Source organism: Ignavibacteriota bacterium (assembly GCA_016707525.1).
In the GTDB taxonomy this organism is placed as follows: domain Bacteria; phylum Bacteroidota; class Ignavibacteria; order UBA10030; family UBA6906; genus JAGDMK01.
Genome location: JADJHP010000010.1, coordinates 1 through 23,076, shown reverse-complemented (window position 1 = coordinate 23,076; position 23,076 = coordinate 1). Strand labels below are relative to the sequence as shown.

Annotated in this window: 17 protein-coding genes and 1 pseudogene; 1 reads left to right on the top strand and 17 read right to left on the bottom strand. The window is 61.7% G+C overall.

Annotation, left to right across the window (positions count from 1 at the left end):
• Window positions 1-17: 17 nt before the first annotated feature.
• Window positions 18-2,854: pseudogene (locus tag IPI01_15715) on the bottom strand (glycosyl hydrolase).
• 491 nt (window positions 2,855-3,345) lie between these two features.
• On the opposite strand from IPI01_15715, the gene IPI01_15710 reads away from it, so the two are divergent.
• Window positions 3,346-3,972: a hypothetical protein gene (locus IPI01_15710; protein MBK7259216.1), complete on the top strand. Its 627-nt coding sequence runs from the start codon at window positions 3,346-3,348 to the stop codon at window positions 3,970-3,972.
• 190 nt (window positions 3,973-4,162) lie between these two features.
• Here the strand turns inward: IPI01_15710 and IPI01_15705 are convergent, their stop codons facing one another.
• The 16 genes from IPI01_15705 to IPI01_15630 all read right to left on the bottom strand — a co-directional run.
• A complete protein-coding gene (locus IPI01_15705; protein MBK7259215.1) occupies window positions 4,163-4,999 on the bottom strand; it encodes a caspase family protein in 837 nt (278 codons plus the stop codon).
• Window positions 5,000-5,223: 224 nt separating this feature from the next.
• On the bottom strand, window positions 5,224-5,655 hold the full coding sequence (locus IPI01_15700) for a hypothetical protein (protein MBK7259214.1): 432 nt from the start codon (window positions 5,653-5,655) through the stop codon (window positions 5,224-5,226).
• A gap of 23 nt (window positions 5,656-5,678) precedes the next feature.
• Window positions 5,679-8,351, bottom strand: coding sequence for a hypothetical protein (locus IPI01_15695; protein ID MBK7259213.1), 2,673 nt, complete (start codon window positions 8,349-8,351; stop codon window positions 5,679-5,681).
• The gene (locus IPI01_15690; GenBank protein MBK7259212.1) at window positions 8,351-9,538 is read right to left on the bottom strand and encodes a hypothetical protein; all 1,188 of its coding nucleotides are present in this window, start codon (window positions 9,536-9,538) and stop codon (window positions 8,351-8,353) included. Before IPI01_15690 ends, IPI01_15695 begins: the two co-directional genes overlap by 1 nt.
• Before the next feature lie 29 nt (window positions 9,539-9,567).
• On the bottom strand, window positions 9,568-10,494 hold the full coding sequence (locus IPI01_15685) for a T9SS type A sorting domain-containing protein (GenBank protein ID MBK7259211.1): 927 nt from the start codon (window positions 10,492-10,494) through the stop codon (window positions 9,568-9,570).
• A gap of 114 nt (window positions 10,495-10,608) precedes the next feature.
• Window positions 10,609-10,794: a hypothetical protein gene (locus IPI01_15680; protein ID MBK7259210.1), complete on the bottom strand. Its 186-nt coding sequence runs from the start codon at window positions 10,792-10,794 to the stop codon at window positions 10,609-10,611.
• Window positions 10,791-12,725 (bottom strand): hypothetical protein, encoded by a 1,935-nt coding sequence (locus IPI01_15675; GenBank protein MBK7259209.1) that lies wholly within the window; start codon window positions 12,723-12,725, stop codon window positions 10,791-10,793. The genes IPI01_15680 and IPI01_15675 overlap by 4 nt, the downstream gene beginning before the upstream one ends.
• A gap of 556 nt (window positions 12,726-13,281) precedes the next feature.
• Window positions 13,282-14,241, bottom strand: coding sequence for an NAD-dependent epimerase/dehydratase family protein (locus tag IPI01_15670; protein ID MBK7259208.1), 960 nt, complete (start codon window positions 14,239-14,241; stop codon window positions 13,282-13,284).
• Window positions 14,129-14,881 (bottom strand): hypothetical protein, encoded by a 753-nt coding sequence (locus tag IPI01_15665; protein MBK7259207.1) that lies wholly within the window; start codon window positions 14,879-14,881, stop codon window positions 14,129-14,131. Before IPI01_15665 ends, IPI01_15670 begins: the two co-directional genes overlap by 113 nt.
• The gene (locus IPI01_15660) at window positions 14,836-15,717 is read right to left on the bottom strand and encodes a hypothetical protein (GenBank protein MBK7259206.1); all 882 of its coding nucleotides are present in this window, start codon (window positions 15,715-15,717) and stop codon (window positions 14,836-14,838) included. The genes IPI01_15665 and IPI01_15660 overlap by 46 nt, the downstream gene beginning before the upstream one ends.
• Window positions 15,718-15,846: 129 nt before the next feature.
• A complete protein-coding gene (locus IPI01_15655) occupies window positions 15,847-16,674 on the bottom strand; it encodes a class I SAM-dependent methyltransferase (protein MBK7259205.1) in 828 nt (275 codons plus the stop codon).
• 601 nt (window positions 16,675-17,275) lie between these two features.
• Complete coding sequence (locus tag IPI01_15650; protein ID MBK7259204.1) at window positions 17,276-17,893, bottom strand: radical SAM protein; 618 nt, start codon at window positions 17,891-17,893, stop codon at window positions 17,276-17,278.
• Complete coding sequence (locus tag IPI01_15645) at window positions 17,890-18,462, bottom strand: cobalamin-dependent protein (GenBank protein ID MBK7259203.1); 573 nt, start codon at window positions 18,460-18,462, stop codon at window positions 17,890-17,892. Before IPI01_15645 ends, IPI01_15650 begins: the two co-directional genes overlap by 4 nt.
• Window positions 18,404-19,528 (bottom strand): HAD-IIIC family phosphatase, encoded by a 1,125-nt coding sequence (locus IPI01_15640; protein ID MBK7259202.1) that lies wholly within the window; start codon window positions 19,526-19,528, stop codon window positions 18,404-18,406. The genes IPI01_15645 and IPI01_15640 overlap by 59 nt, the downstream gene beginning before the upstream one ends.
• Window positions 19,491-20,717: a radical SAM protein gene (locus tag IPI01_15635; GenBank protein ID MBK7259201.1), complete on the bottom strand. Its 1,227-nt coding sequence runs from the start codon at window positions 20,715-20,717 to the stop codon at window positions 19,491-19,493. The genes IPI01_15640 and IPI01_15635 overlap by 38 nt, the downstream gene beginning before the upstream one ends.
• A 322-nt stretch (window positions 20,718-21,039) precedes the next feature.
• On the bottom strand, window positions 21,040-23,076 hold a 2,037-nt coding region (locus tag IPI01_15630), incomplete at its 5' end, for a T9SS type A sorting domain-containing protein (GenBank protein MBK7259200.1).

Sequence of the window (23,076 nt, the reverse complement as noted above, 5' to 3'; positions counted from 1 at the left end):
GGCACCCGGCATCAACGCTAGTCTTCGCGTGCCAGTATCCGCACCGGCCCGAGCAGTCCCGATCGTGCAAGCGGCGTCTTCCCCGTGAGGAAGTCGAACCGGAACGCATCATGCGTCTTCGCGATCCGGCGAGCCGCCGGCAGGTTGAGGTCGCCGATGACGCGGTTCACCCAGAGGTTGGTGACGCCGATCTCCAGCGAATTCTTGCCTGACCGCACAACATCCGTGATCTCCACTCGCCAGGGAGCGCACCAGAGAACTCCGAGCTTCCTGCCGTTCATGCTCACCTCAGCCACGTTCCTGACGTCGCCCAGGTCCAGATACAAACGACCGCCTTTCCCTCCCGTACCTGCAGTCTTCCTATGCTGGAATGTCGTTCGATAGATCGCGGTGCCGGAGTAATGTTTGATGCCGCTCTCTTGCCGGTCCGTCCAACTCACGAGCGCGGGGAATGTTGCTGAAGCAGGGCCACCCCACACCGGATCGAACGAGACCTTCCATGAACTCTTCACCATGCTCAGCTCTTTCCACCCGGGAACATTCGTCGCAGCCGGTCCGGCCATACCATCGGCAATGGGTGTGCGGAACACCACGAAGCATGAACCGAACGCATCCAGCTCCAACGGTATCGTGGTCGTGCCGTTCGCCTGACGGTACGCGCGCGCCGCGGAAGCCTCACCCGTCACCGCGTCCCAGATCTCGGGCTGCTTCCCTGCCACACGGAACGTGAACTCGCTCTTCACGATGCGGTCGGTGCGATTGATCACGAAGTAGACCTCCGCATCGCCCACGGTGCGGTGTATGTAGTCGCATTGCTCCGGGTTCGCCGCCTGTCCCGTGTAGGAGAAGTCCGGCATGATCCCATCTGCGATCAGGATCTCACGCGGCGTCTTCCCCCATATGATCCTCCCCTTGCCGAGGCGCCGTTCCGTGCGCATGACGCCATCGAGGTCCCCCCAGATACTTGCGGCAATGGCTTTCACCTGCCTGTCACTCTCCGGATACTCCTTCAGTCCGCCTGCAGTGAGCGGCGGCGGCCCCACGACCGTGGCACCTGCAAGGATCAGTTCCCTCAGTTTGGTGATGACCTCCACGGACATTTCCGTGGAAGGAACGGAAGAGACCTTCAGACTCTGGTATGCGCCCACCCTGTCGCAGATCTCCTGCACGGGCGATGTGCAATTCTGCAGGACCAGCATCCGATAGCTCATGCCGTCGGAGAGAACGATACGCCCATCCCTGACAGACATCCGGTTGAGCAGCACATCGGGGTTGGCGTAGTCGCAATCGTATCCGGCACCAAGAGAAGGAACGAGATACTTGGGCGGCGCGAGCAGTGGCGGACGTTCACCGAGATAGAAGCACACGTCTGCAGAGAAGAGACCCTGTTGCAGCATCTGCTGACAGCGGGAGATACGTGAAGAATGCCGGCGACTGTTCCCACCAGGTGATGTTCGGCGTGAAATGCTGTCCCGCGCAGAATTCAAACCCCGGCTTGCCGTCGGATGGCGGCTGACACGTGGACTGATGCAGCATTAGGCGGTTGATGCCTTCGCAGAACGCATCGTTGGCATACGGCTTCAGGTCGGATGGCCCCAGCGCCCAGTGCGTAGCATCCCCATCCATCATGGTGAATGCCTCCGCCATCGCTTCGCGTTTTCCATAGACATGCGCCGCCGTGGCGGTCTGCTTCAGGTTGAGCCGCAGTCCGCGGTCGGCATTGTATCCGTGCTGCGCGCGCCGATGCCCGTTCACCCAGAACTCGCCGGCGGGGATGTCGCAGTATCCCAGGTTCCTCAACGCATCGATCGGCGGGATGTCGTTCGGTCCCGCCGCTTCGTTCCCCACCTTCACACCGTGGGCATGACACAGCTCCATGAAGTGGCCGTAGAAGTTCTCCGCGATGCAGTCCTGGATCGTGCGGTCGAAGTCGGCGAGGAACCGCGCCGACACATTCGTATCGGCCACCGTGTATCCAGCGAGGACGGGGAGGTACGGCGTGAGATCATATCCCCGGAATTTCCTGAACTGTGCAGGGAGATCGTGCGTCCACGTGAGCTTGCCGCATTCCCAGCTATCGGACCAGAAGTACGCGAGCTCTCCGCCCGCCTTTTTCACTTCCTCCAGTATCGGTATCGCAAGATGCTGGAAGTGATCGTCCAGTGCCCGCCGATCGAGATAGTCGATCTCATAGCCGTCGCCCCCTTCGAACGTATCTCCCTGGGGATAGTGCTGGGGATACGCCCACCATCTGCTCCACGGGTGGCCGGTGAGTGTGTAACCGGACCTCACAATCGCCCACTCGCCCGGGGGCACCTGCCAGTCGGCGGCCGTCGGACCTCAACCGGTCGGTCAGATCGGTGACCGATGCGGGATCGCTGATCTTCGTTCCCGCCTGCAGTCGGAACGCCTGCACCATGATATCGCGATAATACGCATCGACTGTCGGGGGGTGCGGCAGCGTATCCGAAAATGTGGTCGGTCCCACCATCTTCATGTCCGACGAGACCACCTTCTTCATCGCATGGTCTTTGGTCACCCAGGGACCCTGCATCGTCCACCCTCCGGCCGAGAGGTTGAAGCCGAGTTCGATACCGCAGCGCTTGGCCTCCTTCACGGCATGGCGGAAGAGACTCCACCACGATGGGCTTTGATACGTCACACCGGGCAGGGGTTCTTTTCCGGCGTAGCCGCCGGTGCAGATCAGGTTCACGCCGCTGATGCCTTTCGCCCGGAACTCTTCCATGTCACGGGTGATCCCTGCACTGTCCACCCGGTTGAAGAGCCACCACCAGTACACCCGCGGTTTGGCCTGATCGGGGGGCGCGACGAAGGAACGGAGCAGCGTGTCCATCGGGCTGTTGCTTCTGTCCGGATGGCTGAAGCGTTGTTGTGCCGGGGTGGCATGCACTGCCAGCAGGACGATAAGCGTTGTGATACCAACGAGCGGATACCACCATGTGTGCTGGTATGCTCTCTCCCTCCAGGCCGAACAATTCATCGTGTCGCAGTCCTCTATAATAGAGACGTGAGTCAGGGTCGCGAAACGCTCAGCGGTCGCGGTGCGTATGCGCAGTATGCCCGACATGAAGGAACAGTGCAGCGCGGCTGTGCGGGGCGCATTTGATGAGTTGGCTGAGCGCAGTATACTCAGCACGATGGAGGGAAGCAAGCGATGACCTGCCGGCTCTGGCAGGCCACGCCGCATTGCCCTTTCTATCAATGGATCGGGCTTGCGCCAGGCTTCGCGCATGCACGGCGGGAGGATTTGTCTCATTTCATGATCCTTCCCCATCGGAATTCCCCCCGTATCTTGACGTATTCAATCTAACGGAGGAATCATCCATGTTCCCACAACTCTTCGAAACCACCCGGGACCTGGCCCCTCAGATCTACTTCGGGGGCGAGGAGGTCCCACCCTACTGCCATCTCCGTGTGCCCACCTCTGTGCCGCTCGCGGAGCTCGTCGCATCCATCCGTTCCGTCGGCGCCGCATCGAACTGCTCGGGGTACATCGACGGCGAGGGCGTGCACTTCCATCTTTCCGAGGACGACAACATCCGTGTCGACCTCTCCCGCGAGTACGTGTTCGTCTCGCAGCCCGGCGATACCGAGAGCGCCATGCCATCGGCGTGGCAGGTGCTCTTCTTCCTGATGGAACCCGTCCGGAAGGTGCTGTTCATCGGCAAGCACGACGCGCTGATGCTGGAGAAGTCGCGCTCCACGTTGCAGCTCTGCCTGGCGCTGGATCAGCTCTGGGCGCAGGATGTGTTCCTCGAGACCAGACAGGCAATGGTGGAGTCGGACGATGCGCGGGAGCAGGGGCTGGCGCATCTCATGAAGATGCATGAGGAAGAGACCGGTGGTACTTCGTCCGAGATGTGGGAATTCTGGGACGTGTTCAGCGGGCATCTGATGGAGCAGCGGCTGGGACTGCGGGTGGAGACTCTCGCGGATCCGACGACGGAATAGGCACGCGATAGGCACGCGACAGGCATCCGACAGAAACGCACCGGGGGGAAGCGGTACCTGAACGGTCCACTTCCCCCCGTGTGCATTTCACACATGCATCAGAGCTGTTCGAGGATCCTCCCTGTCCTGCACGGAACGGCATCCAGCGGACACCGCACCCGGAACGAAGGGGGGCAGTGTCCGGCGAACCTCAGATCGTGAACGGCTTCTGCGCATAGAACACCGTATCCACCGCGCCGGTCTTGTAGAGGTTCGGCGACTGATCGGGCGGCATGCGCCGGAGGATGTCGCGGTGGAAGCGCGTGTAGTCCCCCTTGAACCGGCCGTTGTTCCACACCCGCAGAAGATTCGCCGTGAAGAGCCCGTTGTACGTGCCGTCCGCGGAGGTCTGGTTGTCCTGACAGCCTGAGAACAGAAGGATAGAGGCCTTCGGGTGCGGCGGTGCTTTCTTGTCCGCGAACGGGCGCGCGATCTGCGTGTAGAACTTCCTGTTCTCGCGGTACGTGCGGAGGGCGACCTCCGGAGGCATGAACCGGTACTTCATAGGAGCTCCCGTGGCATCGCGCGGGAATTCGAACGGGGTGCCGCGGAGGAATGCTTCGCGTGTCACCGTGCCGCTGTGACAGCTGTCCGAGAACACCAGGATGCGCACCCCGGCAGCGAACTTCGCGAAGAGTGCATCGAGTTCATCGTCGATCATCTCGCCATCGAACAGGCACCACGTCTCATCCTGTCCATCCGATTCCTCCCCGTTCGTGTCGGGCACCTGACCACCGTGCCCCGAGTACGTGAGAAGGAAGATGTCGCCCTTTTTCAGCTTGCCCGCCGCCGTCGTGATACCCGCGATCACGTTCTTGCGCGTGGCCGCACGCGTGAGAAGCATCGTCCCCTTGAATTTCTGGCTGTCGGCGATCGCCATCATGTCGCGGGCATCCGCCTCACAGGCAATGAGGTTGCCGGACCAGCCGGCGTAGTGATCAGGATCCACCGCATTGAGACCGATCGACAGCGCATATCCGCTAGCCATGATGTTCCCTCCCTTGAGTGATCGATGTATCTGCTGACTCCGTAACGTGAGTGGCGACGGGAGTTCCTGCCTTCTTCTCGGATGCTCCTGAGAGACATTCGGGGGGGCGGGCTCCTCTACGTTTACTCAACGCATTGAGTACAATTACTCAAGACGTTGAGTAAATCCAGACTCACAGAAGTCTGTGAAACCCTCACATTCGCATCTTGCCGCCGAACGTCCGGTCAGGTCGTCGACCCACCATTCGGGATGACAATGCCTACGATGAATGTGAACAACGGGAGCAGCACCGCGCCATACACCGCCTGATACCAGGGCAGGAACGCGAACGGGCCGCCGAGAGCAAAGACCCACACCGCGAAGGCGACCGTGGCAATGACGAGCTGCAGGGCCTTCGTCACGTGCGTGATGCGCCAGAGATAGACCGGCGTGAGCGCCAGGAGAATGCCGAAGGCGATCCAGAGGATCGTGGCGTTCGGGCCGGCGGGGTCGGCCGCGGTGATGACGCCCTGCACGGCGATATAGACCGTGACGACCTCAGCGGGGATGTACTTCAGGATGCGGGAGCCGTAGCCATCAGGAGAAGGGGCGGCTGTAGATCCGCGTGCACCGGCGCGTGCATCGATGTCGCGTTGCGTGAGGATGGTTCGTGGCATGCTGAACTCCGATTCATGTGAGATCAGTACACATCTTCAACCGCAGTTGCATCAGGTGCTCCCATACACGGTGAGACACGTGGGGCCGGATGCGATCCACGCGGGACCGTGGAGTTGCTACTGATACGTCGATGTGCCGGTCCCTGTTGCGGTTGGGGGCCCCGGCGGTACGGTGCCGGCGATCGGCAGGCCGCGCTCAACCCCGGATGCGCTCCTGGTGCAGTGGTACGAAATTCCCGGTTTAACAGGCACAAATCGCCCGCCCCCCCGGCGGGCGCGCCGCCGGGGGCGCCGGTGTTGTTTCGCCCGCAAGCCCCTTCAGGAAGAATGGAAATTGCGCTCAAGCAGCCAACCCTCTCCAACGTCATCTGAGGACGATCATCTTCATCGTCTGATCGAACTTTCCGCCACGATCCGACTGTTCGACCGTGCACCGGTAGAAGTACACGCCACTCGCAATACTCACGCCGGCATCGTTGTCCCCATGCCAGAGCACAGCGTGCGACCTGGCGGGCTGCACTTCGCGCAGCAGATGCCGCACCGCACGGCCGAGCACACTCATAGACACCGTGATCGTCACTTCGCTCTCGCGGCAACTCATACCGTATCGTCGTCACAGGGTTGAAGGGATTCGGATAGTTCTGCAGCAATGCGAACGACATCGGCTGCTCTGCTTGCTGCACACCCACAACGACCGATGGATTGAACACCCAGGCGTCCTCTGACGACGGGAAATGATGTGCGATGATCATGAACTGGTCCGTTCCCGGCCATACGTCCCCTGCACTCCGGGCACAAGCCATCACCCAGATAAGCGGCGTGGTGGCATTGTTGGACAGGTTCACGGTGAGCGCAGGATCCGGCGTGTCCGTGTACGGCGATCTGAAAATGAACGCCAGTTCACGTGCCCCACTGTTGTCCGTTGTGGGAGGACCGGGCCAGTACCGGCCGTCGAGACGCCCGATGTTCAGATTGTTCTCCAGATGCCCGACGGCAAGCCGCGTCGGGGGATCCGTCTCCATGTCCCATGCCGAGAACGGTACACTGAAATTGTAGTCCTGGTACGGAAAGCCGCTTTCCTTCCTGATGATCCACGGCGCGAATTCCGGCTTCGCGGGGGAGCTCGTTGGGCTAACGCCGCGCAGAAAGCGGTAGCCGCGCGACATGTTCGTGTCTGCAGGAACGGCCCGGGGATCCCACAAAGCATTGTTGTCCACCGCGGCGAGTTTGAGCAGCACGGTGCGGCAGTCTGCCACCGTGAGCATCGACCCGATCCCTCCATAGGAAGTATGCATCGCCGCTCCGATCGTGCCACGCTGCGGATCATAGGCATCGGGAAATGAAGCATCGCTGAAACCCTCCAACCCGATCCCCCGGAACCCGCCTGCGGGCGAGAACCTGAGCGTCCCCTGCGGCACCGCCCACGACCTCATCCCGGGGCTGGTATCGATCGCTCCCCGGAGCACCTTGAAGCCATCCACCACCGGACTTTCGTGCCCGAGCGAATCCGGCGGAGCGTGACCATCGAAGAGCACCAGACCGGCTGTGGAGTCCTTCAGCGAATAGGCGCCGATCACGCCGGCGCTGTCAACGGCACGGAGGACATAGAGATGATCCTTCACGACCGACGGGTCGGCGATGCGGATGACGAACGATCCCGATGCCTTCCCGCTGATATGCCGGAGCGGTGAGGTGGACACCGGACCCGGCAACGGCCGCACGGGAAAGACGAGCGTATCCCGCCACACGTTCGCACTGTCGTCCGTCACCACGATCGCCATGCGCATCGTGGTATCCTGATACCCGTTGGGCACATCAAACACGAAGTAGCTTCCCGGAACATTGGCATCGTAGTCCGGCTCGAACTGCCCATGGGCGGGAAGCACCGGGATGGTGTACTTCCCATTCCCCGTGAACGGGGCCGGTGTAGCGGCGAGGTTCGGTATTGCCAGCGACGCGTCGTTCTTCAGCGAGAAGGAGTAGCGCACGTTTTCGCCGGGGTTCGCGATGCCGTCGCTGTTGATATTGTCCGATGCGACCTCGAACGACACGACCGAGACCGGTACGGTGGTGATATGGTCGAGGACGTTGCCCAGGGCGATGGTCTCACCACCGGGATACATGAGCAGCGCCCCGGCCTTCATGCCTGTGTTCTGAACGGGCACCTGCGCCATCCCCGCCCAGACGCCATCACCCGCGGCGCCGTCATCGTGCAACCCATCATCCGCGAGGGGGACCGTAGCAACAGGCCAACCCGTTGCGGTCGTGAGTTCGATGGCTGCAGCAACGAGAGGCCCCTGGCGCGCATCGCAGTGGAATGTGACAGCAGCCCGTGCGGTATCGCGCGCCACAGAACAGGACACCAGCGGCATGCGGCGCCCGAGGGAGAGGTTCCTGTGGAAGCTCTGCACCGTGCGAACATCGGACCGCAATGCTGTGATGCTCTTGAGGCGATCGGTCCCCTGCGACGCGAGGCAGGCAATGACCACCTGTTGCGTGTCGCCGTTGGCGAACGTGAACGGGCCAGTGCTCATGCACATGCGGCGGTCGCTCGGGACAAAAGGAGCCTGCCCGTCCACCCACCCCGCGCCACCCGTGGTCGACTTCACTGGGTCGCCGCTGAAGCAGAACCTCGTGGTGTCCGAGGTGTTGATATCGAGGAACTGGCGGCCGGCGTGCACATCGGTGCCCTGCATCAGTCGATACCACTGAGATCCTGTTCGCGTCCCCGGGCCGGGTCGGTGAACTGGTGGAAGCCATCCACGAATGCCACGAAGGAGCTCATCCGGAGGTTCCTGAATCCCGGACGCCGGGATGAGCGGAACAGCGCGGTGTCCGTGGGAGCCCCCGGTACCATCGGGCCCTGGATGAATGCAAATCCGGCCGCGGGTACGTTCACGCCGTAGGTCGCATCGAGTGCCCTACCGTTGTAGGCATAGCCAATATCGAGGGTGGTATCGCAGCCTACATGGTCGTCCCCCGCATTCCCGAGGTCAGGATCGGACCACTGCGTGATGTACATGCTGTCCACCGGCGCGCCGCTCTTGTTGATGAGCACCGTGCTGATGAAGATGGTATTGCCGAGGACGCCGCCGCACCGGTATCCCCATATCGTCCGCTGCATCTCAATACCGATCGGTGGACAGCCGGCGAAGCTCTGTGTCAGGCTGTCGTTCATGTCATTCGCCACGAACCAGAGCGTCTGGTCCGCATCGGGCTGTCCGGGGACATCCACCGTGGGATCGTACGCGCCGTTCCCGTTCACGTCCTTGAACGGCGCGCCGGCGGCGGCCGGCCACTCATTCCAATCGGTGATGTACCCATCATACAGAAGTTCTGCGGACACGGATTCATACCTGCCAATGAGCGGCATCTCTTCGGCGTTCAGCATCGCTTCAACGGCAGCGAAGGGGACATCCGGACGGACATCAGAACGGACGCGATACAGCCGGTGCTTCGGGTCCGCGGCATTCGCCGGCACCGGGTCGGTGCCGGCGGTACCATTAGTGAGGAGAGGTCCGGCCTGAAGGGTTACCGTGTACTGGGAGCCGCCGACCTTTGCCACAGTACGTCCCTTATGACGGCCGCCCCACACAATGCCATCCTGGAATACCATGAATGAGCGCGACCCTTTGGGGAGTTCAAATCCCTCGCCCGCGCCGACCCCTTTGCCGAACGGGGTGAATGATCCACTCCCGTTGTTGCCGTAGTAATTGAAGACGTTGTTGATGAGGAAGGGTCGATAGAGATCGTTCGTGAGCGTGCTGGCGGGCCGCGCACTTGTGTTCTTGTCGGATGAGTGGGCAGCCATGGAGAAGGTGCAAAGCAGCGCCAGCACGATCACCGTGCACACGGTTTCAGAGAATCCTGCAGTTCTCACCATGACAGATCCCCGGTGTCCCCTTGTGCCCATCATTTGAGAAGGATCATCTTCATGGTGTGTTCGTAGTACCCGTTGTGGTCAGAACGTGCAGCGGTATACCGGTAGAAGTAAACACCGCTCGCAACACTGCCGCCCGCGTCGGTATCCGCATGCCACAACACCGTGTGCGACCCGGCGGGCTGCACTTCGCGTATCCGGTGCCGCACTGCGCGGCCAAGCACATCATACACCGTGATCGTCACTTCGCTCTGCGCCGGAAGCTCATACCGTATCGTCGTCACCGGGTTGAACGGATTCGGATAGTTCTGTAGCAACGCGAACCGCAATGGTTGGTCCGCCTGACGCACGTCCGCCATGACAGACGGGTTGAACATCCATACATCCTTCGATGTCGGAAAGTGATATGCGTTGATCATGAACTGATCCGTCCCCGGCCACGGCTCTTCTGCCCGCCGGTTGCACGCGATGACCCACATAAGGGGCGTGGTCTTGTTGTTTGAGAGGTTCACCGTCAGTACCGGATCCGCCGCATCGGTATACGGCGACCTGAATATGAATGCCATTTCTTGTGCTGATCTATTGTCTATTGTTGTGTCCTGCCAGTAACGCCCGTCGAGCAGCCCGTCGGTGGCGTTGTTCTCAATATGCCCTACTGCAAGGCGCGTAGGAGGCTCGGTGTCCATATCCCATGCCGAGAACGGCACGCTGTACTTGTAGTCCTGATAGGGGTAACAGCTTGCCTTGTTGATGATCCATGGGGCGAATTCCGGCTTCGCGGGGTGCTCGTTGTTCCAACGCCCCGCAAAAAGCGATAACCACGTGAGAAATTCGCGTCTGCAGGAACCCGCCCGGGGATCCCACAAAGCATTGTTGTCCACCGCGGCGAGTTTGAGCAGCACGGTGTGGCAGTTCGCTATCGTGAGCGTCGTCCCGATCCCGCCGAAGGCGAAGGTCATTGCCGAGCCGATCGTTCCCCGCGTGTGGTCATACACAAACGGGTCGGCCGAAGTGCTGAACCCCTCCAACCAAAGGCCCCGGTACCCGCCTGTGGGCGAGAACCTGAGCGTCCCCTACGGCACCGCCCACGACCGCATGCCGGGGTTCCGGTCCATCGTTCCAAGGAGCACCTTGAATCCGTCCACCACCGGAATAGTGTGCCCGAGCATGTCGGGTTCAGGATGGTGGTCAGGCAGAACGACGCCCGTCGTGGAGTCCTTCAGCGTGAACGTCCGGGCCGTCCCCCGTACTGTAGTCACCGCGTATCACATAGAGGTGGTTCTTCACCTTCGCAGGATCGACGATCTGAATGTGATATTCGCCCGATGCCTTTCCTGCCGCATGCATCAGGGGCGTTGTGTACACCTTCCCCGGGGGACCTGCACCGGGAAATCAGCGTGTCGCGCCAGATATTGGCGCTGTCATCCTTCATGACGATCGGCACGCGGAAGACCGTATCCGGATACGACGGCGGCACATCGAAGGAAAAGTAGCTCGTGCCATCGACCGCATCATATGCGCGCTGGAACAGCGCACCGCTGTTCAGCACCGGGATGTCGTACCAACCACGCTCCGGGTCCCGCAACGTTCCCGTGGCGGTCAGGTTCGACAGCGGGAAGGGGGAATCATTCCTCAGCGAGAACACGAAGCGGACGTTCTCCCCGGGGTTCGCGATGCCGTCGCTGTTGATATTGTCGGACACCAGGGTATGTGACGCTATCATGAGTGGGGCGGTGGTGATATGATCCACCGCGTTGTTCCACACGATCGTATCGCCATCGAGATACGTGAGGTGCAGATCGGCTTTCAGCCCTGTGCGCCGGAGGGGGACGTACGTCGTTCCTCCCCAGATGCCGTCGCCCGAGGCGCCATCATCGTCCAGCCCATCATCCGAAAGGACGAACGCAGTGACGGGCTGTCCGGTGTAGGTCGAGAGCACGATCGCGGCGGATGTCACGGATGCGCCCCGCGCATCAACCCTGAATGATACGGCAGCCTGTGTGCTGTCAGAGGACGCGGAGCAAACGATAGCGGGCATGTGCCGGCCGGTGGTGAAACTCGCATACGCACTCTGCACAGCCCGGAGATCGGACCGCATCGTTGCGATGCTCGCAAGGCGGTTCACTCCCTGCGAGGCGAAACAGGCAACGATCACCTGTTGCGTGTCCCCGTTGGCGAACGTGAAGGGGCCCATCATCATGTTGAAACGGCGGTCGGCCGGCGTGGAGCCACCCAATCCGTCCACCCACCCTGCACTCCCGTCGGTGGACAACACCGGGTCGCCGGCGAGACAGAACGCGGTCGTCTTGCCGGTCAGCGGATCGACGAACGGGACCCCCGCACCGTGTGTCAGGCCTTTCAGGATGCGGTACCATTGCACATCTCCGTTCACCCCCTGCACCGGATCGCCGAACGGGGTTCCGAAGAGCGTGAACGCACTCAGCCGCAGGTTCCTGAAGCCCGGCCGGTGCGAGGACAGGAACAACGCTGTGTCCGTTGGAGTACCTGCAACCACCGGCCCCTGCAGAAGAGCATAGCCCACCGCGGGCACGGCGGAACCGTACACGGGGTCGGTCACCGCTCCATTGTACACATAGCCGAGGTCGCGCGTCGTATCGCAACCCACGAGATCATCGCCCGCGGATCCGAGGTCCGGATCGGACCACTGCGCGATGTACATGCTATCCACCCGCGCGCCGCTCTTGTTGATGAGCAGCGTGCTGCTGAAGATCGTATTGCCGATCACGCCGCCGCGCCGGTATCCCCAGATCGTGCGCTGCATCTCGATCCCGATCGGCGGGCAACCGGCGAGGTACTGCGTACGCGCGGTATCCAGATCGTTCGCCACGTACCAGAGCGTTTGGTCCGCGCCGGGCTGTCCGGGGACATCCACAGCAGGGTCATACGACCCGTTCCCGTTCACATCCGTGAATGGCGCGCCGAGGGCGGCCGGCCACTCGTTCCAATCCTCTATGTACCGGTCATACAGGTCGCGTGTGGTCACGGTTTCGTAGCGGGAGATGTACGACACCTCTTCGGCATTCAGCATCGCTTCAACGTCCGCGAACGCCTTGCCCGGATGAACATCCGGACGCACGCGATACATCCGGTGCGACGGCAGGCTGGCATCCGCGGCAACGGGGTCCGCGGACGGCTTCCGTTCGTCACGATGGGGCCGGCCCGAGTCCATGGCGGATACCGAACCACCCACTTTCGGAATAGCACGGCCTTTGTGATAGCCGCCCCAGACAAGACCATCCTGGAACACGGTCGTTTTGGTGGTTCCTGCGGGGAACTCAAACCCCTCGTTGTTCGTGGAGAACGGGTTGTTCGACCCGTCGCCGTTGTTGCCGTAGTAATTCGAAGACGCTGCTGATCAGGAGGGGACGGTAGGAATCGTTTGTCAGCGTCGTGCGGGAGGCAGCGGGTCTCTCCTTGCCGGCGGCACGGCCGGAGATGCAGACGAAGGAAAGGGCGCCTCCGTGGGAAGCGGAGAGCGTTACGAGCACGAGAATCGTGCGTACCGCCAGACGGCGTATTGAAGTTCGCATCATCGGACGCCCCCCCCCTTAGCATCGGGCCCACTGCCACCGGCATGGTCGCCGTGCGCAAGGTCTCGCAGCACACAGTATGCAGATCGCGAGAGAAATATACCCCGCGGTGGGTCCAAAGTCAAACACCACCGATCGACTCTTCTCCCCACCTCCGCATCGTTCATTCCCGCATGCAGGAAGAGAGCACCTCCTTCAAACGCCGCATGGCGAAGGCGAAAGACGACGTACGGAGCAGTTTGCCGGAGGAGTACGACACATCGTACCCCGGGTGCCAGATACGAAAGAAGACCCTCTGCCCCCGACCGACGTCAACCATGCAAGCAGTGTCGGTGCGCGGTGAAGGACCGATGAGATGGAGGCAAGCATCCGCACCCTTGCATACTTTCTCCCGGCCTTCTCCAGAACCCGCACGAACGTGGTGAAGGCTTCTTCAAATGAAACGGGCTCACTGACGGCAATGTTGTAGATCTCTCCGCTCGCGTGATCATACTCAACGAGATGCATGGCAGCATGCGCAACATCCTCCACATGCACGTAGCTGAACTCCCGATCCTGAAATCCCCCGGCAACAAGGATCCTCGACATTGCCGCATCCCGGAAGTCCCTGCCGAACGGCGTGTGCTCCTCCGGACCGAACACCGCCACCGGTCTGATGATGGTCGTATGGAGGCCGGTCCGGCGTGCAACCTCCAGGGCCGCCTCTTCGCCAAGGAGCTTGGACCGGCCATACGGTTCCACGGCACATGCGCTCGTTCCCTCGGTGACCGGAGCCATCCTGTGCGTCAGAAGGCCATACACCGCCGTGCTGCTACAATACACCGCTTTGCCCACACCACACGCCGCAGCACATTCCCAGACATTGCGCGTACCGTCGATGTTCACCGCATAGAGTTCTTCCCGCGATCTCGAGGGATCGAGGAGCGCCGCAAAGTGAAACACGACATCGACCCCCTCCATCGCCGCGCAGAGTGTCGATCTGTCGAGGATCTCGATGTGCACCGGGGTCACATTGGCCTGACCGTCGCCGGCCGTCCCATGCTCAGGATCCCGCATGCCGGCACGCACCTGATACCCACGGCCGGCGAGCGCGGAAACCATGTGCCGCCCGATGAAGCCCGAAGCGCCGGTGACGAGTGCGGTCTTCCCTGTCATTGCGGCACCCGTTTCGTGGCGATGTAGTCACGATGACGAGGCAGTCGATCTCCGTCGATACAAAGCATGCGCAGGCATCATGCGGTGTGCATACGATCGGTTCATTCCTGACATTGAACGACGTATTCAACAAGACCGGTACGCCGGTCAGCCGGCCGAAGGCATGCAGCAGATCCCAGAAGCGGGGGTTCGTGGCCCGCGCTACGGTCTGGAGGCGGGCGGTCCCGTCAACATGCGTCACAGCAGGAATGACCGCTCTGCACTGTTCCCACACGGGCACCGTGAAGAGCATGAAGGGCGACTCCGGCAGTCCGCTCATATCAAAAAACTCGGCGGCACGTTCGCACGGGATGGCCGGAGCGAAGGGCCTGAACTGTTCCCGGCGCTTGACCTTCTCGTTGATCCTGTCCTTCATCCCCGCATCCCTTGGATCCGCCAGAATGCTCCTGTTCCCCAGTGCCCGCGGCCCGAATTCCATTCTCCCCTGATACCATCCCACGACCTGACCTGAGGCCAGCCGCGCAGCCGTCTCATTGACGATATCTTCGCTGCGCACGCAGCTCACGCGGTCCGAGAATTCCTGCAGGGCGTTCATCACCTCGCCGTCAGCATACCCCGGTCCCCAGTACGCGTGCTCCACCGCCGATCATCGGGCAATTCCCCGCCGGTCTCCTCCAGATACGCCGCATATGCCGCACCGATGCCAGCCCTCGTCGCCCGAGGCGGTTGCACAAGACCCGCTTGAACAGACCCGAGCGCGCGATCACGCCGTTGAGCGTACAGTTGAGGGCCACGCCCCCCAAGGCAGAGACGATCCAGTCCTGTTTCATGGCGTGCATGGGCAAGTACATGCATGACCGCCCGATGGAGCGCATCCTGAAGCGCCGCGGCGATGTCCGCGTGACGCGATCCCAGCTCTTCTCCGGGCGCGCGTGGCAGGCCGAGTTCGGACAGCAGATGGTCCTTCAATGCTTCACCAGGCAAAAGCGGGGTTCCATACGTGCCGTCCGGGCCGAGCTGCACGAACCGTTCGAACGCGCGCCTGTATCGCGACGGATCGCCATACGACGCAAGCCCCATCACCTTGTATTCGTCCCCCAGACTCCTGAAGCCGAGGAAGACGGTGATGATCAGATACAGGGTGCCAAGCGAGGCCGGCAAAGAGGCCGTCGCGATCTCCGTGATGCTCCTCCACTCCCGACCGCGATCATGCCGCTTTCCACCTCGCCGGTGCCATCCATCGTGGCGACCAGGGGCCTCCGGAAACCCTGACGGGAAGAAGGCGCTTGCGGCATGCGCACGGTGATGGCGGACCGGCACCAGACACCGCGGGCTGCACCCGCCATTGCCGTGAACTGCCTGTGCACGGCATCCGTGGCTCATCATCTCCTCATAGACATCGCCGTACGATGCACGGAGCCGGGTGAGGTCTGCGTCACTCAGGAACGGCCGCAGAAGATCGCACCGGCGATCCACCAGGCAGAAGTGAACGCACAGTAGTGAGCGACGAGATCCACATCGTCCATCGTGATCCCTGCCTCGGCGATGCAATAGCGCACGGCGTTCACGGGAAGGAGGGTGTTGCCGGCAAGGTTCAGGAGTACTTCACGCGCGTGAACCGTTCCTCCGCGGCACAGGCCACCACCCGCCCATCATGGAGAAGGGCCGCAGAGGCGTCGTGTCCGAAGTATCCGAGCGGGAACAGAGGGAACGGCACCTCGCCATCCCTGAACGCGAAGAGGGAGTCAAGATCCCGGGCTGTGTTCGCGAAGGGACTCCGTCTTCCCTGCCCATGCCGGGCATCCCGTGTGAAGCCGCTATAGCCAAGGACGTACATGCCGGCGCTCCGCTCAGTCGGTGGGACGAAAGGATGACGAAATATCGCTCGGGTTTCGCAAGCAGGTCCTGCACGATCAACTGTTCACGCGCTGGTAACCGCCGGAGACGGTCGCGGAGCACTGGCACCGCACACCAGTCCTCCTTCACCGCATGCCGCCCGATGTCGCATTCGACCGTGAATCCCGTTCGTTGCACCAGAGCAAGCAGCCCCTCCATGTCAAGCAGGTCCTCATGGGGAACGAGGAATTGATCCGCGATCCAGACCGGGCTTTCGAATGCCTCGCGCTGCAGGGCGGTCACAGGGACCTTCCCGACAAGATCCGCAAGGGCCTGGCCGGTGCCACCATCGTGGACGAATGCCGTTGCGACATCCAGTGCCTTCCGCGGGGGGAGTGTTGCGACGAGATATGCGAGGGCACGCCGGGTCAGCGTGTGGTTGTATCGCCCGTGCTTCCCGTAGATCCAAAGGAACAGCAGTCCCGGCCGCTTCAGCGCCCGGCGCAGGTTACGAAGCACACGCGCCATATCCGCCGTATGATGCAACACACCGAGAGACAGCACGATATCGTAGCGGTCCCCGGGAGAGCGGGACAAGAAGGTCCCATCCCCGAAACCGTACATTCTTCAGCCCTTCGCATCGTGCCGCACCGCGCGCCGAGGCCAGCGAACGTCTCGAGCGGTCGATCCCCTGGAACGAGACATCCGTGAAGGCGTCTGGCGAGCGATACGGACGTATTGCCGGTGCCGCATCCGGCGTCCAGAACACGGCAGGGCCGCCGCGCGTCGTCCCTGCACTGCTGTTCGAGTGCCTTCGAGAAATGCCGGAGGAAGATGAGTCCGTCCTGATCGACGGGCCGATGTCCGGGGAAGTGATAGCGTTCATAGAACGCCCTGGTGCTTCCGGCGCCTTTCGGTTCAGACATAGAATTCATTCTTCTTTGAGAAGGTGTTCGCAACGGCGAAGTAGCGCTTCAGGATCTGCCGCACATACGGATCATCGATGTCGTCCAGCGCCGCCCTGGGCTCACCACATAGGCCATGAGGAAGCCGTCGATCTCCCGTTGTGTGAAATAGCCAGGAGAAGCCGGAGGACCTGTGAGACGCTCCCGCGTGAAAGCGAACTCCCGAGATCGCCTTCTTCTTCAGCTCCGTGAGCGTTGCGAGATCGAATCTTCGTACGGTCCCTCGCCGACGTTCACATAGTCCCTGCACGTTGAACGGTTGATCGGTGAAGTACCCCAGCGACCGGGCGATCCGGTACAGATCGGTCCCGGGAAAGTAGACGACCGTGAAGAACGTTGCACCCGCACAGGCTCGATGCCTTGGCGTATTCGATCGTCTGCCGGGCTTCATCCTCAGTTTCGGTCGGGAAACCGATCATGAAGAAGCCCCGCGTGACGATCCCCACGCGCGTGATGGTGTCGATGGCCTTGAATGCCCTGTCCAGATCGAGATTCTTCCGGATCAGCCGCTGCAGGCGTGGCGATGCGGTCTCGATGGCGATCGAGATGAACTTCGTTCCCGCGGCCGCCATCTTGTCGATGAGCTCCTCGTCCACGCGATCGCTGCGGATCGCATTCGGGAACGACAACGTGAGCGGCAACCTGCTCCCGACGATCAGATCGCAGATCTTCTTGGCGCGGTCCATATCCAGATTGAAGATATCGTCGATGACCTGAAAGTCCGTGATCCCGTAGGTATCATGGATCATCCGGATCTCGCGCATGACGTGTTCCGGTGAGCGCACCCGGAATGTCTTCCCGAGGATGTTGTGACAGTACGCGCAGCGGTACGGGCACCCCCTGGTGGTCATGATGTTGGCATGGGGTTTCGAGATCTTCGACGTGAACGTGAGATACCGGTTGGAAAAGCGCTCGGGTCGATCAACGAGTAGTCCGGCATCGGCGCTGATTCGAGGTCCTGGATCGTGGCACGGGTTCTGTCCGGATGATGGTTCCGTTCGGCGGTGGACGATCCCGGCGATCGCCTGCAGGGAAGGCCGTTCTTCACGCAGCGAACGAGCTCATTGAAGGTGACCTCCCCTTCGCCGATGACCACGCAGTCCGTGTACCCATCGCACAGCACACCCGCGGGATCGTCCGTGCCATACGGCCCGCCGGCTACGACCAGACATTCCGGATCCCGCTCCTTGATCGTCCGCGCCGCACGATGATACGCATCCTGTCCGATCGACAGGGAGCGGATGCCGACAATGTCCGGACGGTACTCTTCCATCTGCTTCAGGAGTTCCGTCCGTTCCTGGTCGGGCTGACGGGAACTGGAGATGAGCGTCCAGATCGCGACATCGATACCGTCGCCGAATTCACGACGGACCGCCGCGGCGAGGTACATGAGCCGAGCGAGTGTTCGGCCGACGGCCACACTTCCTCGAGGAGGTGCGGAGGATATCAACGAGGAGAATTCTCATTGGACATGCACCCATGATGGCACTCCGAGCACAGGAGGCCGGGTTCAGGCGGAAGGTCACGATCCCACGCGCATCGGGGTCCGAAGGAAGGAATCCCATCATCTGGTAGAGTGCACGCATCATCCGGTTCCGGCCCGTATCCCGGAATTCCGCCTCCACGGCGATCTGTCCGGTGTGCATCACCTGCCCGATGAGGGTCCCCAGGATGGCCCGTTCGATGCCACGGCCCATCACGCGGCAGGAAAGTGCAAGATACTCCAGCACCCATCGTGCATCCTGCCTCGACGCGACGGCCACACCGATGATCCCGTAGCCGCCGAACCGGTCGGTGAGCCGGGCAACGACGACGCTCCTCGCGCCGTGATCTGACGTCACGATCGCCTCGAGGTCTGCGGATGGGCGATGCTCGGTCGTGTTCAGTTGATGTGTCCGTGTCATCAACTCCAGGACGCGGGGGATATCCTCCCGGGCCATCTCCCGTAACGTCAGGGTCATCGCACAGGAGGCGAGGAAGTCTTCCCGCGATGCGAACTGATGTTCCGTGCTTCGTCTGGTCATTTCCGCCTGGTACATCTGCCGGCGGTGTGCCGCCTCTGCACTGGCCGTTGTGGGTGTAAAGGCAGGGTGCGAGGGGAGTTCCGGGGCCTGCAAGGCCGGTATGGTCATCACCGCGGGGAGCATGTGGGCCACCTGTTCACGCTCGAATGCGTCGTCATCGATGAATGCCATTGCGTCCAGGGAGATCCCCAGTTCATGTGCGATCGCCGTGATGTTCTGCGACTTCGGGAGCCAGTTGATCTTCGGGACGAGGAAGAGATCCCGGACCCGGCACTCCTTCAGCGTCTCCAACGCGAGGTCCTCTTCGCCCCTGCTGGCGATGGAATGGAGAATGCCGCGGCGGTCAAGTTCCGTGATCGCCTCGACGACCGCCTTCCTGAGCGTCACCGGCCCTTCGAGCCGGATGCCGTCCCAGAGGGTGTCGTCAAGATCCCAGACGAGACATTTTCTGCTGGCTGCCATGGGGCTCCTGTTGATGCGATCGGACATACCGGGCGATCGCCGCCACCGACATGAAGTTGTCCGGAAGGAGGTCCTCGTCCGGGATCGTCAGGCCGAACTCCTTTTCCATGAATCCGATGAACGAGATCAGGCCGGCGGAATCCACGATCCCACGGTCGAACAGGTTGTCGTCGAGGCCTACGGTGACGGATCCATTGCCGGGAAGGCATTCCTCGCGGAGATAGCGGAGGAGTGTTGCCTCGATCACGTGGTTCGACCCGTCGGCCATGGCAACATTGTCAGGGCCGGGGTCCTGCCGCGTCGGCCGTCTGGAGCGTCCGGCCGCCTGAGGGTTGAAGCTGCTGTTCATTGCGCTGTTTCCTGAGCGTGAGACATTCTTTCTGAACAGATAGTTCATATAGAGCAGGAACAGGGAGAGTGCGATGTCGGTGGTGACCGATCGCCGCAGGACCTGCCAGTATCCGACAGCCTTCTCGAGCAGTTCCACGAACCCCTCCTCCACCTCCGCCGGGGTCATGTTCCGGGGCTTGTAGAAACAGAGGTTGAAAGAGGAGTTGTATGTGGGATTGTTCGTGAGGAATTCCTGCTCGTCCTTCATCAGCACCCGGTCATCGCGTTTGAGCCGTTCGTAGAGCGGGGTACCCGGCGTTGGAACGAGGACATTCACCATGGGTAATGCGATGCGATGCCGGATGATGAACCTGCTCATCTGCGCGGCAGTCGCTGTGGTGTCGCCATCCAGTCCATACATGAAGAATCCCGCGATCCTGATCCCTGCCTCGTGGATCGTCCTGATCTTGCGCTCGTACGAGGACACCGCATACGGCTTGTGCACCGCGTCGAGGTTCATCTGCTCGATGGCCTCCATGCCGATGAACAGCACGCGGCATCCGGCCTTTCTCATCAGCGCAAGCGTCTCCGGGTCGTCGCCGATATCGACCGTCGACTGCGCGCCCCAGATGAATTGGAACCCGCGGTCGATCATCGCACGGCACACACGCCGGAGGTAGTCGCGGTTGTTGTAGCTGTTGGTCTCGACGAAAGCGCTCCGGCGGGTTCTCCGGCGGAGTTCTGCGAGTTCGTCAAGCACGGTCGGCAGCTTGCGCAGGTAGTAGTGCCCCTTGTACAGGGTCCCGATGCAGCAGTAGTCGCATGTGTTCCGGCATCCCACCCCGAGCAGGACCGGCATGAAGAAGATCTTCGTGCTGTCGATCGGGAATAGTCGAAGCGGTAGCCCAGGTCCGGCGTGCACATGTACTGCGGTTGCGCGTATGTGCCAGCGCATCGTTGAGGATGCGGGCCATGTCGTCAGGTCCCGGGATTGCCGTGCACGACCGAATCACTTCTTCTTCTTCATGGCACCGTGTCCTTGCGGACATGATAGCGAGTGCACCGGCCGGACATGTCATGGGAATGTCACAAGCGAGTCACAAGAACGGCGGCGCCGTGAAGGACCGCCGTTCACGTACCGGCGTGCCTCACCTGGTCATGGCATGGAGGAGATCTCCTGTTCATCGGAGAAGGATCATCTTCATGGTTCGTTCGTACAGACCGCTGCGGTCGGAACGCGCAGCGGTGTACCGGTAGAAGTACACACCACTCGCAACAGTACCGCCGGCATCGGTATCCGCATGCCACAACACCGTGTGCGACCCGGCGGGCTGCACTTCGCGTACCAGATGCCGCACCGCGCGGCCGAGCACATCGTACACCGTGATCGTCACTTCGCTCTGCGCCGGAAGCTCGTACCGTATCGTCGTCACAGGGTTGAACGGGTTCGGATAGTTCTGGAGCAACGCGAACGACGTGGGGCTTTCGGACCCCTGCACTCCTGCGATCACCGCGGGGTTGAAGAGCCACGCATCCTGCGAGGTCGGAATGTGGTGGGGGATGATCATGAACTCATCGCCTTTCACCCAGGGAGCTTCCTCGCGGCGGCCACACGTCATCACCCACATGAGCGGTGTGCCGGCGTTGTTGGACAGGTTCACGGCGAGTGCCGGATCCGGCGTGTCCGTGTACGGGGCACTGAATATGAACGCAAACTCCAACGCCTGGCTGTTCTCCACATTCTGATAATATCCGGGCCAGTAGCGGCCGTCGACGAGTCCGGAGGCAACATTGGTCTCCATATGTCCGACCGCAAGGCGCACCGGCGGATCCGCAGTCATATCCCACGCGGAGAACGGCACGCTGTGATTGTAGTCCTGATAGGGATACCCCGCTTCCCGGTTGATGATCCAGGGGGCGAACGCCGGTTGTCCTGCAGCGGATGTTGCCGAACCCAGATACCGGTACGCACCGGGAGGATTCGCATCAACCGGCACGCTCTTCGGGTCCCAGAGATTCACGTTGTCCACCGCCGCGAGCTTGAGCAGCACCGCATGACAGTCCGACGCTCTGAGCGTTGTACCGACCCCCGAAGGTGATGCATCGCCCCCGATCGTTCCGCGCGCCGGATCGTACGCATCCGTGTCATTCGCAGCACTGAACCCCTCCAACCCAACGCGGTTAAGCCCGCCCACCGGCGTGAAGCGGCGCACGCCCGACGGCACCATCCAGGACTTCATGCCGGGATGCACATCGATCGTTCCCCGGAGCACTTTGAAGCCGTCCACGACCGGGCTTGTGTGTCCGAGTTCATCCGGGATCGTATGCGGCGGGATCACCACTTCCCCCGTCGTCGAATCCTTCACGGTGTAGCTTCCGACTGCGCCGGCGCTATCGACACCCCTCACGACATACAGATGGTCCCTGACCCGGGTCGGATCCACGATCTGGACGGCATACGCCCCGGAAGCCTTCCCTGTCGCATGGCGAGCGGTGTCGCGTACGGTGTGGCGGGGAAGGGACGGACGGGAAAGATCAGGTGTCGGGCCACATTCAGACTGTCGTCCGTGGTCAGCGATCTCGATGTGCACCGTGGAGTCCGTGTATCCCGCAGGGACGTCAAAGATGAAGTATGTTGCCGCATCGTTCACGTCGTAGCGAGGCCGGAACACCGCGTGACCGGGCAGCATGGGGATGGCGTACGTTCCATTATTCGCGAGCGGGTTCGGACGTGTGATCAAGATCCGGAGATCAAGGGGGGAATCATTCCTCAACGCGAACACATAGCGAGCGTTCTCGCCGGGGTTCGCGATGCCGTCGCTGTTGATGTTGTCCGACGCCACGCCGAACGACACCACAGACAGCCTGGCTGTGGTGATATGATCGGCAACATTCTCCCAACGGGCTTCCGTACCTCCGGCGTAGGTGAGCACGGCGCTCGCTTTCAGGCCAGAGGAGCAGACGGGGATGCGCGTAGAGCCTCCCCAGATGCCATCGCCCGCGACACCGTCATCATGCAGACCGTTATCCGCAAGGGGCAACGTGGCGACGTGTGCACCGGTGTATGTTGCGAGCGACACCGATGCTGCCGTGATCGCGTCATTCCGTGCATCGAGCCGGCACGTGATGGTGGCGCCCGCGCTATCGCGTTGTACAGAACACGAAACCGCCGGCATGGCGCGGCCATCGATGGACCGCCGGAACGCGGTCTGCGCGGG